Origin of the sequence: Sutcliffiella sp. FSL R7-0096, from assembly GCF_038595065.1 — a bacterium.
Lineage (GTDB): Bacteria > Bacillota > Bacilli > Bacillales > Bacillaceae_I > Sutcliffiella_A.
In genome coordinates this window covers 1,871,517-1,886,034 of the sequence record NZ_CP152003.1, presented here as the reverse complement: position 1 = coordinate 1,886,034, position 14,518 = coordinate 1,871,517, and the positions used below count along the sequence as shown (strand labels likewise).

Annotated in this window: 14 protein-coding genes; 3 read left to right on the top strand and 11 right to left on the bottom strand. The window is 40.8% G+C overall.

What is annotated here, in order from left to right:
• Positions 1-196: 196 nt before the first annotated feature.
• From MKY77_RS09555 to MKY77_RS09535, 5 genes are all read right to left on the bottom strand, one after another.
• Positions 197-775: a YdcF family protein gene (locus MKY77_RS09555; protein WP_339145605.1), complete on the bottom strand. Its 579-nt coding sequence runs from the start codon at positions 773-775 to the stop codon at positions 197-199.
• Positions 776-903: 128 nt separating this feature from the next.
• On the bottom strand, positions 904-1,548 hold the full coding sequence (locus tag MKY77_RS09550) for an SDR family oxidoreductase (RefSeq protein WP_339145604.1): 645 nt from the start codon (positions 1,546-1,548) through the stop codon (positions 904-906).
• A gap of 146 nt (positions 1,549-1,694) precedes the next feature.
• The gene (locus tag MKY77_RS09545; RefSeq protein ID WP_342515709.1) at positions 1,695-2,531 is read right to left on the bottom strand and encodes a hypothetical protein; all 837 of its coding nucleotides are present in this window, start codon (positions 2,529-2,531) and stop codon (positions 1,695-1,697) included.
• Between the two features lie 294 nt (positions 2,532-2,825).
• Positions 2,826-2,987: a hypothetical protein gene (locus MKY77_RS09540; RefSeq protein ID WP_342515708.1), complete on the bottom strand. Its 162-nt coding sequence runs from the start codon at positions 2,985-2,987 to the stop codon at positions 2,826-2,828.
• A 7-nt stretch (positions 2,988-2,994) separates the two neighbouring features.
• Positions 2,995-4,179 carry a stage II sporulation protein P gene (locus tag MKY77_RS09535; protein WP_339145602.1) on the bottom strand — a complete coding sequence of 395 codons (1,185 nt, stop codon included), beginning with the start codon at positions 4,177-4,179 and terminating at the stop codon, positions 2,995-2,997.
• A 401-nt stretch (positions 4,180-4,580) separates the two neighbouring features.
• Between MKY77_RS09535 and MKY77_RS09530 the strand changes: the two genes are divergently transcribed.
• Together MKY77_RS09530 and MKY77_RS09525 are read left to right on the top strand one after the other, a co-directional pair.
• The gene (locus MKY77_RS09530; RefSeq protein ID WP_339149777.1) at positions 4,581-5,783 is read left to right on the top strand and encodes a GTP-binding protein; all 1,203 of its coding nucleotides are present in this window, start codon (positions 4,581-4,583) and stop codon (positions 5,781-5,783) included.
• A 538-nt stretch (positions 5,784-6,321) separates the two neighbouring features.
• Entirely contained in the window at positions 6,322-7,467 is a 1,146-nt protein-coding gene (locus MKY77_RS09525) for a glycosyltransferase family 2 protein (protein WP_339145601.1), read from the top strand.
• A gap of 257 nt (positions 7,468-7,724) precedes the next feature.
• Here the strand turns inward: MKY77_RS09525 and MKY77_RS09520 are convergent, their stop codons facing one another.
• The 5 genes from MKY77_RS09520 to MKY77_RS09500 all read right to left on the bottom strand — a co-directional run bounded on the left by MKY77_RS09520 (position 7,725) and on the right by MKY77_RS09500 (position 12,588).
• Positions 7,725-8,117 (bottom strand): hypothetical protein, encoded by a 393-nt coding sequence (locus tag MKY77_RS09520; protein ID WP_148986730.1) that lies wholly within the window; start codon positions 8,115-8,117, stop codon positions 7,725-7,727.
• Positions 8,118-8,250: 133 nt separating this feature from the next.
• A complete protein-coding gene (locus MKY77_RS09515; protein ID WP_339145600.1) occupies positions 8,251-8,814 on the bottom strand; it encodes a maltose acetyltransferase domain-containing protein in 564 nt (187 codons plus the stop codon).
• 38 nt (positions 8,815-8,852) lie between these two features.
• The gene (locus MKY77_RS09510) at positions 8,853-9,785 is read right to left on the bottom strand and encodes a nucleoside hydrolase (protein WP_339145599.1); all 933 of its coding nucleotides are present in this window, start codon (positions 9,783-9,785) and stop codon (positions 8,853-8,855) included.
• A gap of 389 nt (positions 9,786-10,174) precedes the next feature.
• The gene (locus tag MKY77_RS09505; RefSeq protein WP_342515391.1) at positions 10,175-11,452 is read right to left on the bottom strand and encodes an IS110 family transposase; all 1,278 of its coding nucleotides are present in this window, start codon (positions 11,450-11,452) and stop codon (positions 10,175-10,177) included.
• A 215-nt stretch (positions 11,453-11,667) separates the two neighbouring features.
• Positions 11,668-12,588: a phosphatidate cytidylyltransferase gene (locus MKY77_RS09500; RefSeq protein WP_339145598.1), complete on the bottom strand. Its 921-nt coding sequence runs from the start codon at positions 12,586-12,588 to the stop codon at positions 11,668-11,670.
• A 111-nt stretch (positions 12,589-12,699) separates the two neighbouring features.
• Between MKY77_RS09500 and MKY77_RS09495 the strand changes: the two genes are divergently transcribed.
• Positions 12,700-13,251, top strand: a complete 552-nt coding sequence (locus tag MKY77_RS09495; protein ID WP_339145597.1) for a hypothetical protein — start codon at positions 12,700-12,702, stop codon at positions 13,249-13,251.
• Positions 13,252-13,370: 119 nt separating this feature from the next.
• On the opposite strand, the gene MKY77_RS09490 is transcribed toward MKY77_RS09495, so the two are convergent.
• Positions 13,371-14,312 (bottom strand): DUF6612 family protein, encoded by a 942-nt coding sequence (locus MKY77_RS09490; protein WP_339149776.1) that lies wholly within the window; start codon positions 14,310-14,312, stop codon positions 13,371-13,373.
• Positions 14,313-14,518: the final 206 nt, after the last annotated feature.

The window sequence follows — 14,518 nt, the reverse complement described above, 5'->3', positions numbered from 1 at the left end:
ATTTGATGGGATTGAGGTAAGATTTTAATGCATGAAGGGTTGCTTGATTCTCTATGAGTCCCGCTTTTTTCTGTTGTTTGATTTTCGCGCTTCATTTTGCCCCTAAGACACTCGTTTTCACTCGCCCCTAAGCATTTTCGCGCTTCATTGGAGCCCTATGACACTAGGACTCCAACATTCCGTGTTTCATTGCCCACTACTTATCCACCAACCAGGTTTTCGCCACAGCAAAATACTCCCGTGACCATAACTTAAAAATCGCAATCGTTGGTGTCTTACCGGCAAGTGTATGTACCTCAGCAAAACCCAACCTCTTCCCTATTATGGAAGCTCGATATACATGGAAATCATTGCTAACAATGGCAACCGAAGCATCTGCTTCAATCAATTCTTGTGAAAATGAAAGGTTTTCAAAAGTGGTGGTGGAACGGTCTTCCAATAGGATCCTGTCCTCATCAATACCATTCGCTACAAAGTATCTTCTCATTGCTTCTGCTTCGGTAATATCCTCTCCCGGACCCTGACCTCCAGAGGCAATAACTTTCGTATTCGGATTTTCCCGGAGGTATTCCAGTGCCGCTTCCACCCTGAATAATAAGGCCTTTGTCATCATTTCCCCTCTCACTCTAGCACCTAAAACAATCAGATAATCCACTTCCTCTGGAGGCTCCTGCCTTGCAGATTGATAGATTAACGAGTGTACAATGCTAAGGTATATTATTAGGGGAACAAGCGCGAACTTTACTAGAGTAATTACTTTCTTTTTAGTTATCATTATCTTTATTTCCTTATCTGTTATAGTCTGTCAATTACTATAACGAAATAAGGGTAAATTTTGTTTCATGTTATTAAAAAAGATATAAAAAAACTGCCTCACATATAGAGACAGTCTCAAGTACCATATTATAACTTGCTCACAGCATCGGCTATGCTATCATCCCCAGCAATCACGTCAAACGAAGTACCATACGTGTTTTTGGCTCCCAGTACTGCAAGCAATACCTTTGCTACATCTTCTCTAGCGATAGATCCGGGTTCTATATTGTCCCCAATTTCCACCTTGCCAGTACCTGATTCATTTAACAAACCACCAGGTCGCACGATTGTGTAATCCAATCCACTTGCCATTAACATCTTATCTGCATAATGCTTGGCTACATAATAGGGACGAAGCTCTTCATTCCAATTTTCCCGATTGTCAGCTTGAAAAGCACTTACCATCACAAAACGGGAAATGCCAGCTTTCTCAGCAGCTTCCACAGATTTGGCCGCACCATCCAAATCTATTAATAACGTCTTATCTAATCCTGTGCTTCCTCCAGACCCGGCAGAGAATACAACTGCATCACTGCCACTAAATGCCTTAACAAGATCATTTACCGATCCTTCCAAGTCAGCCAAGAACGATTCAATACCATCTTTTGCAAAACTATCTGCTTGCTCTTCTTTTCGTACCATTGCGATAGGGGTGTATCCATCTTCCTCTTTTAGGAATTGCACAAGTTGTTTGCCAATTTGACCGTTAGCTCCTACTACTGTAACTTTCATTGATATCACTCTCCCTTATCTATAGTGTGCATTATGACAAATGCATGAAATGATAGCAAATGAACTGCTCACCGATACTATTCCCCAAACCAAAAGAAAAGCAACATGCCTTAGCACATGCTGCTTTTTAAACTTTTCAACCTTACTCATAGGACTATTTCTATGATTTCCTTTATCCACTCATCCTTTACAGGTACACCAATCCGCTCGGCAAGAACACGATGGACCAGGATAAACTCCTCTACCTGACTTCTTGCTATTTGAGACAACTTTTCTGCATCACGCTTTCCAACATCCCATTTTGTTAACATGTTCAACCGATCTTCACTCAACGGACTTCTCGGCCCTTCTACCTTAGACCAGTCGCCAAATGAATTTGGAACCTCTCCCATTTCTACATACCATCCAACTACAATGGAATAGCTTAAGGAATGTATCATCTGGAAAGCATAATTATATTCCCCCCGATGGACACGGCGATACAGCTCGTGAAGATAAGCAAAGAATTTTCCTCGCCACACTTCAAATTCATCTTGTGAAAATTGATAGTCTATTGACTGCGATTCATCCCTTAACTGAGAGACAATCCCATTAGGATCGTGTTCAATTAATAGATGCTTCAAATAAGGAGAAGGTTGCAAGTCAGACTGACGGTAACAAAATGTATCCACTTTGATAAAAGAGGGATAATGAGCAATGGAATATGGAGCCCATGGGAAGTCCTCATGATATAATACCTCGCCCCAGTTTTTGGCGCGTTCTTTTTTATTGGAACGATAAGCTTCGAAAACTTCATCTCTTACTATGACACGAAGGTCTAAATCAGAATACACATCCTCGTTTCCCTTTGCGAGTGATCCCCCATAGAAGAAAGCGAGAATATTCGGATCACGGACCAGATCCTTGTATATAGCTTCCCTCAACTTCTGCCTCTCTACTGGTATCCGCGTATCTCTTTGTTCATGTTTAGTTAAAAATCCCACACATTTTTAAATCAGCTCCTAATAAGTTATTCCTTTTATACTTCTATAAAAATAACAAAATCCCTTTTCAAACACCCCTGCTACTTATCTTAAAATTAGGTAATTAATAGGTAAAGTTGTAGAACATTGGACCCAAGTGGTAGAAGTACGGCTGGGAAATGTAGAAGTTGCTTCGGGAAATGTAGAAGTCCTCCGTTGAAAGGTAGAAGATGGAGTTTGACCTGTAGAATAGCCTTCTTTATGGAGGATGTATCTCCATATCAATAAAAAGAGCAGAATAATATCCTGCTCCCTTCACTTGGCCATATAAAAATCCTCAAACAACGAAACAGAAATCACAATAACCCCTGCCAAAAAAGAAGCCAATGTAGCAATCCAGTGAAAATATTTAAACGAAATGACAATAGCTACAAACATTAAAACCAACCAAAAAAACGTATATTTAATCCCGCTCACTCCCTCATCAAAACTCTCCCGCTTCCCTTTCTTCCCAGACAATTTCACTGTAGATATCTGCAAATGCCTTAATGGAGTTACGCGCCTCTTCCAAGTTATTATCCACCCCACCAACTTCCAAGAGGATGGCCCGGTTTGATAAATCTTGATTGTACAAGCCGTTCCCTGTTGATTTCCCTTTAGGGATGACTCCTATACTCAGACCAGGATACTTTTTCTCAATAGCATGATAAATTCGTTCAGCAAATTCTAGATTTTTTTCGTAGTTTTTATGGGCAGTCCCCACTACAAACATAAGTCTTGCATATTTTTTCCCTCCAATTTCCGCAGTTGTTTTGTCTTTTCGAGCGGCGTCCCGATGAATATCAATCAAGTATTTAACATCACTATTAAACATCATTGCTGCTTCTATTGTTTCTCTGGAATATTGATAGGAGTGGTTATAATTCCACCCTCTTGCAGCAAGGTCCTTTGGGACATTCCTGGTATCATGGTTTGCTTTAATTCCTTTGTCAGCAAGTTCGTTTTTCAGCATTTTTCCTACTGCTATAACATTGGCCTCCGGATTATTGCTTGTTGCATCATCCGGTTCACTGACATCCCTCAATAGTGGCAAATAAGATTCCCAACTATGGGATTGATAGATATGCACAATCGTCTCATCCATCGACTTTTCCGGGGCAGGGGTCGGCTCGTCCTCTTTCTCATCAGCCAAAAGCATCTCCTCTGCAATTTCCCGTTCTTTTAGAAGCACTTCCATCGGTGCGACGGATTCAAATGGGATATCGGTATAGTCGGTTCCTCTTCCAGCTACATAAAACTGTGTGTCATAGGCATAGAATCCGGGAATCTCGTTTCCTAGAAAACTTCTGATATCATACGGCTTTAAATTGGTTGCCAGTTCAAATGAGAATTCCATGATTGGAAGTTTTGGAACCTCGACATCCTTGCCGGTCATATAGTGATTTTGACTTTGAATGATGGTCAAATACAATTCTGTTGACTGTACATTTCTTAAAATGTTCCCGATATACTCAGAGGAAAGTCTAGTGGAAAGGACCGTTGTAATGATGGAGGAGACCACAAATAAAATAATCATGAAAAGTACGGTGTTATTGATAAATAGAAAAAATCCGGTTCGGTTGGTAGATTCTATCTTTCCCCCCTCCTTTCTATCTAATGAATATGCCATATTAATAGAAAGTAGAAGGTTCTTATAAAAAAAGATGACTCTAAATTTAGAATCACCTCTTTTGCTTATTCTCTTTTTTTGCAACCATCACAGAAATTAGAAGAACTATTAAAGTATTCCCTACCACATGACACACACATAGAAGGACGAACGAATTTGCTGCCATAAATTTCGTGATGCTTTTTTAAAGATAGATTTAGAAAATAGAAGAAAATTGCCACAAGCACTGTAAAACTAATGAAAAATATCCAAATCATGATGATCTCAGCCCTTTCAGGCATTTCCCTTATTCTACCATATTAAATAATTGCATGTAATTATCTTTACACCGTTACTTTTCTAAGTTACTATATAAATCGTAATCATTACTATTTATAATTGAAGGAGATTAAAATATGACGATAAAAAAGATACCCGTCACTGTCCTAAGCGGTTATTTAGGAGCTGGGAAAACGACACTCTTGAATCATGTACTACATAATAGAGATGGATTGAAAGTAGCGGTAATCGTTAATGACATGAGCGAAGTGAACATTGATGCTGGCTTGGTGAAGCAGGGCGGAAGCCTTTCTCGAACAGATGAGAAACTTGTGGAAATGTCAAACGGTTGCATATGCTGTACGCTTCGAGAAGATTTACTTGTAGAAGTAGAAAAACTGGTTACTTCGGGAGATATTGATTATATTCTTATTGAATCGACAGGGATAAGTGAGCCAGTTCCTGTTGCCCAGACTTTTTCTTATATAGATGAAGAGCTTGGCATTGATTTAACCAAGTTTTGTAGACTTGATACGATGGTTACTGTAGTGGATGCCTATCGTTTCTGGCACGATTTCGAATCAGGTGACAGTCTTCTTGACAGAAAGGAAGCAATGAGTGAGGAAGATACAAGAGAAATTGCTGATTTGTTAATCGACCAGATTGAATTTTGTGATGTCTTAATCTTAAACAAATGTGATCTTGTTTCAAAAGAAGAGCTAGAAAAGCTGGAAAAAGTACTAAGAACACTCCAACCAGAGGCAACTATTATTAGAACGACCAATTCTAATGTCTCCCCTTCTTCTATATTGAACACAGGAAAATTTGATTTCGATAAAGCAAGCGCATCTGCAGGTTGGTTGAAGGAGCTTCAAGCTGGTCACCAACAACATACACCAGAGACAGAAGAGTATGGAATCTCCTCCTTTGTTTATCAACGCAGGCTCCCCTTCCATTCCGAGCGATTCAGTGAATGGTATGCGGCCCTTCCTGAGGAGGTGGTCCGAGCCAAAGGGATCGTTTGGTGTGCCACTAGAAACAATGTTGCGCTTCTTTTTTCCCAAGCAGGTCCATCCGTTCAACTACAACCTGTTTCCTATTGGGTAGCCTCCCTTCCTAAATTGGAACAAGAGGCAGTGATAAAGGAAAACCCGCATTTGATGCAGGAGTGGGACCCTGAATTTGGGGATAGGATGACAAAGCTTGTACTAATAGGAGTAGATATGGACCGCGGGGAACTGACAAGAGAGTTGGACAGCTGTTTATTGACTCCTGAAGAATTCGATCAAGATTGGTCTGCTCTACCGGATCCATTCCCATGGACGGTAAATAAGCAAACGAGTTGAGTTCTGAAAGCACCTCTCAGGTGCTTTCAGTTTGTAGACAAATCTTAAAATAATGAAATTCTCTAGTTGATCGCAGTGGAAGGAGCGAAGACTCCTGCGGGAGAAAAGGACATGGAAGACCCCGCAGGGCATAGCCAAGGCCACTGATAAACCTAATAACTTATCATTTTTTTTGGTTTCTAGCTGTTGATTGGAGCAATAGGCGAAGACTCCTGCGGGGGGATAGCGACAATCTTGAGACCCCGCAGGGCGTAGCCTGTGGAGGCTCACGGTCGCCCTCTGGATAAGCGAAGCCGTTTGCGGAAATCAACAGCGGTGTTAACCAGATTAATAAAGTTCATTACTTTTTCAGTGGCCACGGCGTAGCCCGAGGGGGCTTCCGGACTGCCCGCGAAAGCGAAGTTCCTGCAACGAAGATCAACTCTTCCAACAGATAACCTAACTAGTTTATAGTTTATCAACAGTCTGAAAGCACCCCTTCATGTGCTTTTTCTATGTTTCATTTGGTACAATACAGTAATCAAGTACTGGAGGGACCATGATGCTCTATTTAGCGGTATTCACCTTTCTCTTCTGGTTTGCTGTATGGCTGGATGCCAAGCAAGGTATGGGAAAAATAACAAAACTGGAAAATGTCCAAGAAGATGGTCGCTCAAAAAGTAACGGCCCCCTTCTTTCCATCATTGTTACGGCCAAAGATGAAGAAGCACACATTGAAGCTAGCCTCTTATCACAATTTCAACAGACCTATTCCAATATAGAATGGATCGTGGTTAATGACCGTTCCATAGATCAGACTGGTGACATTCTCAACCATTTAGCTCATACAGCATCCAGAATGAAAGTGATTCATATAAAACAGCTTAAAGAAGGATGGCTTGGGAAAAACCATGCTTTGTATGAGGGATTCCTTCAAAGCAAGGGAGAGTATATCCTTTTTACTGATGCAGACATTTTATTTCAAAAAGATACCATCTCAAAGGCGATTACATACTTTCAGCAAAATGAGCTTGACCATTTGACTCTTGCTCCTAATCTTAAAGGAAGCAGTTTCTGGACAAATGCTTTTATTTCGTTCTTCCTTTTCGGTTTTGGTTTTTTTAAAAGACCGTGGAAAGCCAATGACCCAAGTAGTAAGTCCGCGATTGGAATTGGCGCCTTCAACCTTCTATCTAGAACTGTCTATGAGGAAATAGGAACACATAAAAACATAAAAATGAGACCAGATGATGATTTGATGCTTGGCAGCATGATCAAACAAGCCGGGAAGAAGCAACACTTGGCTCTCGCACTGAATCATTTGCAGGTGGAATGGTATCCTAACCTACGTTCTGCACTTATAGGATTGGAAAAAAACACGTTTGCAGGGCTCTTTTATAGCTACTTCATGGTGCTGTTTGCCATTAGTGGCTTATTCCTATCGCAACTCTTCCCATTTATAGGCTCGTTCGCAACAACGGGTACCACTCGACTAACCTTTGCTTTGAGTATCTTGATGTTATTCCTAGCCTACAATGAAACAGCAAACAAAATGGCAAAGGGGGCAAATATCTATTTGACCGTTTTCCCAGTTACTGTATTACTTTTCATCTATAGCATTGCACGAGCAACCATCCTTACCCTCTATAGAGGCGGCATCATCTGGAGAGGTACCTTCTACCCCCTCAAACAACTAAAAAAGTGACGGATACCCCGTCACTTCAGACTGTTGACAAACCCAATTTATTTTTGGAATTGCATATAATTGTTGATCTACGTTTCAGACGCTTCGCTTTCCGCGGGCGGTCCGGGAGCCTCATCGGGCTACGCCCTGCGGGGTCTCCCATGTCCCTTCCTCCCGCAGGAGTCTGCGCGTCTTCCACTACGATCAACATGATTATTGCATATCTTGAAGATTAAATAACTTTGTCTACACACTGAAGTGACGGATACCCCGTCACTTTAATAATGTCGGACAAGTAAAATCAATTTCAGCAGAGGATAAACCACAATCGCCATCGACAACTGTACATATAAAACCATCTCCACAGAAATTCGCTCCATAATCAAAAGCAACACCGAACAAACCACACTTGTAGCCATGAGAATATAAGCAACATGTCCACTTTTCTGATTAATTTCAGCACGCTTCCTCTTAGTCGGACGATAATGCCGTCTCATTACAGCACGGATAATCTCGGATAACCCAAGCAGGATGAAAACTACCGGGATGTATTTTAGTTTCCCTGAATTATGTGCTTCCACTAGCAAAAAAACACCAAACAGCATAATAAGTATTGGCAAGCCAAAGGCTATAATTGGTTGATCAAATAAAGAATGCTCTTCCTTTTCCAAAACCGTCCCTCCCACCAAATACCCTAGTATGTATAGTTCCGCAACTAAATTAGAAATCTTAGATTCATTTCCAGAACAAAAAGAAGAATCGTTACATTATATGCAACGATTACTAGAAAAAATGATAGATTATTTATTTTACTTCTATTTCTTTTAAAATCCGCGCAGGATTTCCTCCCACCACTACATTCGGCGGAACATCTTTCGTAACGACCGCTCCGGAGGCGACTACCACATTGTCACCGATTGTGACTCCTGGATTAATGACGGCACTGCCTCCAATCCAGACGTTGTGACCAATTTTTACCGGAATCCCGTATTCAGGGCCTTTGTTTCTTTCCACGGGATCAATGGGATGGGTTGCCGTGTAGATATGTACTCCCGGTGCAAGCATACAGTTATCACCAAACTCCACTTTGCACACATCAAGTATACAACAGTCAAAGTTGGCGAAGAAGTTTTCTCCAACATGGATATTGTATCCATAGTCACAACGGAAGTTCGGTTCGAGATAGACCTTATCTCCTGTAGAACCAAAAAGCTCCTTGAGGAGTTCCACTCTTCTGTCCCCTTCCGTTTCAGTGGTTTCGTTTATCAGACGACTTAATCTTCTTGCTTGAACTCTTTCTTCCATTAACTCTGGATCCCAAGGTTTGTACAATTCTCCAGCAAGCATCTTTTCTTTTTCTGTAGCCACTTACCTTCCTCCTTCTTACACTTATTTATCTTTCTCCATTATATCGGTCGTGTTAAAATTTGAAAAACTTCTTGCAAAAAGTGATCATAATCAAATCCTAAGGCAATGTGATGCTTACTCTCTTGCTCCGATTCCATATGACGGAAGTCAGCAAACGATTTGCCCCGTGTCTTCCCTTCTACAACGACATGTACTTTTTTAGCCAAGTACTGCATCCTTTTGGGATGTAGAGCAGAATAGACCGTTAACAAATCATGAAAAGGGGCACCTTCCATACCTGGTACCAATTTCGCGTAGGCCTTAGTATAATACTTAATGATGGGAATGTATATATCCTTAAATTTATTTTTAGTATAGTACTCAAGGGCTTCTGCATAGTCATTTGTAATGATTGCCTTCTGTGTAACATTTAGAGGAGTAAGGAAAACTTTTTTCCCATGGGCCAACAGAAGGTTTGCGGAAATGGGATCTCCATAGAAGTTCGCTTCCGCAACAGGAGTAACATTTCCTGGGACCATGAATGCGCCACCCATAATATGCAGTTCTTTTACCATACTCATTGCTTCCTTGTTTAATAGAAAACAAGCAGCCAGGGTGGTCGACCTACCAAGGTCAGCAATGACTAGATTATTATTATTTACAATTAGTTCAAATACCTCCCCCAGATTGCGGATCCTGTATTGGTTGGCACCCTTGGTGACTTTAATAGGACCGATGCCATCCTCTCCATGAATTTCGGGATAATAATCAGCGAGTTCCCCAGTCACCGGCATTTCCGCACCATTAAAAATCGGAATGTCCATCCTGCCAGCTAAGTGTAAAATATGTGCTGCATTATTGGCAGCAGTAATCTTATCGACGTTCCCATAGCTACAAACAAGTCCCAGAACATCTATTTCAGGATGTAAAAGAGCATAAATCAATGCCATTGCATCGTCAATCCCTGGGTCACAAAATATTAGTAACTTCATCATCATTCCTCCCTCTATAAATATTGATATATCAACGGTTTGACCCGTTGGTGGGATGTCAAAAAAATATTTTTCGACATACTCCCTAACAGATATTAATAAATTTGTGATTCTCTTACATTTGGTGGGTACGCTACGCGGTCACTACTGGGTAATGATGGTAAAGTAGTGATCATTGGATATACGATGCACAATGGATCTCTGCGTAGCTTATGATGACGTACCCTCCCATGTCTCTGGGCATCAGTGTGCCTACATTCCTTCGTTCGGTCTAGTCATAAGGCAGAGGCTAGCGAAGCTCCTTTAGGGACTCGAGGTCGAATGGAAAAAATAGTGCCAGCTTCTCCGTGTCATCCTGTTGTCTAGGTCTTTAAAGGGGATGCAGGACTTTACATAGCCTCTGCGAGACTAGGAATATCCCTCATCATTCGCTTTGCGTCAAACGCTTTGTGCTTCGTGCTGATTCCATGGAGAACTTTTAAGAGTTTTCCGCATAGGACCACGATGGATTGCTTCTTGCGTAACGGATTATCCTTACGGTTTGTGTAGTAATCATGGAGCCTTTTAAAAGCTTCATTATGGCGAATCATCGGCATCATCACTCGGAATAGGAGGGAACGAAGCTTTCTTCTGCCCCTTTTGGAGATTCGCTTTTGTCCTTTGTGCTGGCCGGAGGAATTTTCCCGTAATGTCAATCCCGCGAGTTTGATTAGTTGGCGTGGATCTTCATAGTGAGAAAAGCTTCCGATTTCAGCTAGTAAATCGACAATCGTGGTATCTCCAAGTCCAGGAACCGTTGAGAGCCATTCGTATTCTACTGATGTTTGGATAAGTTCAACCAGGTGCTGCGTAATGCTTTCAATCTCTTGTTCTAACTGGTGGTAACGGCGAACGAGTGTGGCAATTTCCATACGGGCCATCTCCCGTCCTTCTGTTACCCCGATCGAGTCTGAAGCGAGTTCTATCAGTCGTATGGCTTTCGGCCTTTGGGGGGATTTGAGCCCCTCGACCTTACGGTAAAGTGCCAATACTTCATCCGGTTGTTTCTGATGAAGATCGGCCGGAAATGGTGTGCACTCCAGGACAGCCATTGCCATCTTTCCGAATGTCGGAAAGACCTGGGTGAACTCAGGAAAATAGCGATCCAGCCAGCGAATGACCATGTTTTTGACGGCACCCAGTTCCTCTGTCAACTTGCTTCTGAACGTTGAACCCACACGGAGTTCAGCCTCCACATCCTTTAGGATACGAGGATAACTGAAGCGTCCATCTTTAATCAGGCGAGCGATAACTAACGCATCTTTACGGTCATGTTTGGTTGGCAAGTTGTCATCCAATTCTTTTGACCGCTTAACGTGCATAGGATTGGTCATCACCAGGGGAATGCCTCGTTCCTCAAGGAAATAGGCTAGATTAAGCCAGTAATGGCCGGTAGGTTCAATCCCGACAATGACCTCCGTCTTTTCGTATTCTTTCATGGCAGCCAAAATACGCTCGTAAAAACGATCAAAACCGTCGCTAGACTGTAATACCGAAAAAGATTTTTGAAGCACACGCCCACGGTCATCGACAAAGCAGGCGAAGTGTTTCCGCTTTGCAATATCGATTCCGACTACAAGTGTATTTTCGGTGACTTGATTTATCTTCTGATTTTGTTTAAAATCCATGTTGGAGTCCTCCTTGGTTACCTAAGTTAGGGGTCAATTCGGTGCACGATTTGACACCCCGTATCATACCAAGAGGGCTCTTTTTTGTTCAAGTCCCCGAAAATCCTTCTAACAGGAATGCTCCTAATAACCTATTACTGTAAATTATTAGGGTTAATGTAAAAATATGTTATTAGAAAGATGTATTTCTTTTCTCACTTAATCGAAACGGAAAACTACATAAAATCAAAATAATAACGAATGACATGAAAGAAAATTGGGGCAGAGTAAGCAAGGCTGTCCACTCTCGTTAAATAGCTCTTTTTAAGCACCAATGCCTTTTCATCATCTCCTACAAGTAAATCGCGTTTCAAGACGGATACTGCAAGGCTTCCCCCAAAACATGCAACACTGATAAGAAGGCCTGATAATAACCCAAACAGCTCATTCAACGGAGTTAAATAAGGGTATAGGTTATAGGAAACACCAGTTGTAACAAAGGTGGAAATCAGGAATCCCTCCCACGTGATATTCGGATTGGAGGTTGGGATGACTTTACGTTTTCCAATATAGAGAGAAACCAAATATTGAACGACATCATGCAATTGAGTAAGTACGACCAAGAACAAAACCAAATTTGCACCATACTCCGGTGTAGCTGTCTGATAGAATGCTAGGTGGCTAAGACCGAATACCATCAGCATCAATCCCCATTGTGTGGAACTTACTGAGCGCAGGAATCCCACCGTTCCCTTTCCGAGGATTCTCGGCAGTGGAAGGAACAGAAAGACATAGACTGGAATAAAGACGATGAACATCCCATACCATCCAATGTAGATCCAATAAAACTGGATAGGGATGGAAAGATACGCCCATAAGAATAATTGTCTATCGACCTTTCTGGTACGTAATATCGAAAAATACTCTTTCAAGGAAAAGAAACTTAGAATCATAAGTGCAAACAATGATACAAGTGGATGAAATAAAGTCGCAATGCTAAATACAACAAGCATCCCCCACCATGTTTTCACCCGGACAGTTAAATCGGAAAAATCTTTTGATGTTGTATTTCTTTTTACTATGTAGAAGATGATACTGAAAACACTTAATCCCAATGCGATCACCAGTAAAGTAATGACTGCTTCTATTTCAAACATATTAATCCCCCATTCTACCTATTATTATGAAATTAATGGTTAATTTTGGTCAAGAGAAATTATATAATATATATAATAGAAGAAATTATTTTTAAGAAGGTGTTATTAAAGATGGAAGATACATATGTTTACATATTGCTGACAGATACAGGCACCCTATTTACCAAATCAATCAAAAAATATACAAAAGCCCCTTATAATCATGTATCCCTTTCTTTTGACAGTGATCTTATGGAGCTATACAGCTTTGGTAGAAAAAGACCAAGCAACCCTTTAAACGGCGGCTTTGTTAAGGAAGATGTAGAAAACGGTACTTATAGGAAGTATCCTGGCACTACTTGTGTCCTTTATAAATTAAAAGTGACTCCAAGAGAGGTGGTGAAGATGAGGAGAATCATTGGCATTTTTCAGAAGAAGGAAAAGAAATGGTTCTACAATCTTCTTGGGGTATTAGGAGTTTCCATTAATGAACCTGTAGAGATTGATTCAAGTTATTTTTGTTCCCAATTTGTCTCAGATGTACTTCACCGTTCAGGTATTAAATTATGGGATAAACTCCCCTCCCTTGTCACACCTGACGATTTTAGACAAAGCAATCGACTGGAGTGGATATACGAAGGAAAACTTTATGATTATGAACCTGTAAAGCTACGGATAACATAAAAAAGGAGGAACCTTGTGGCCCCTCCCTCTTTTTATTAATGGCACTTTTCTTAGATTATGTGGCTTTTACTTACTTATAAACCATCCGTTATAATCCTTATTTATGAGAAAGCGCCTTATTAATAGCTTCCTTGCTGCTCCATCTGCTCAAGATCTTCCATCGTAATTTCCTGTGCATTGTCGATGACATCTTGTGGCACTGCAATTTCCCCAACTTCATCGTAATTACTTAACGTGGAGTCAACGGACTGGATACTGGACACTTTTTCTCCTTCAATATCCATCTCCATATCCATATTTACCAATACTTTGGTTTGATAAAAGGTTTCTTTATCAACATGGACAACATAACTTAATTGGTTGACCGTCATCATAGAAAGCATTTCTTCCATCATGCCCCCCATATCGTCACCCATCATGCCTCCAATCATACCAGCCATTTCATTGAATTGTTCACCAGATCCTTCAAAGTTTAACACATAGTGCCCATCTTCTTCGTTCATTGTCATATCATCTGAATATGCCTTCAGCATTTCCAGCTGTTCTGCTGGATTTGTTTGCATTTCAGACATCGCATTCAATTCTGCAGCAAATTCATTTGGCATCTTAAACCATTGTCCTGCCATTGAATCATAAACGAAGAACCCAGCTTCTGAAAAGTACGATTCATTGTCCATGCTCTCCATCATCCCATCCGCATCTTCAATGGAAGTAACTTGATACATTGCCATTGGATTCAATGACATATCAGTTGTTGTTGTTGTAACCATTTTGATTGTATCTTCTCCAGCCATGGAAATTTCTTGATCAGAGACCATTTCCATGGAATAACTAGATAGTTCAGACATTGCTTCTGCAGATTTCTGCAGTACTTCTTCTGCAGTCAATGTTTCCGATTCTTCTGTTACTTCTGTCGCATCCACTTCTTCTACATCAGTAGTGGAATTAGTCGTTTCTTCAGCTTCAGCATTTCCTTCTACATTCCCATCGACCCCATTGGAGGTGTTTCCACAAGCTGTAAGTAACATTACAGCTAAAATCCCCACAAGCATCATTTTCATAGACTTCACATAATCCTCTCCCGTTCTCTGTTGTGTTTTATAGACTATTATCTTGTACCCTTAATTAGGATAAAAATAACAGTATTAACAAAAAGTTCATAGATGTCCTAGTTGATCTATTAAACTTTTTGATTTGCGACTATACTTACGGTTTAGTTTGGTAGCAGGTTTCGGAAATTAGGATAAACAGTAAAATATACCTAATT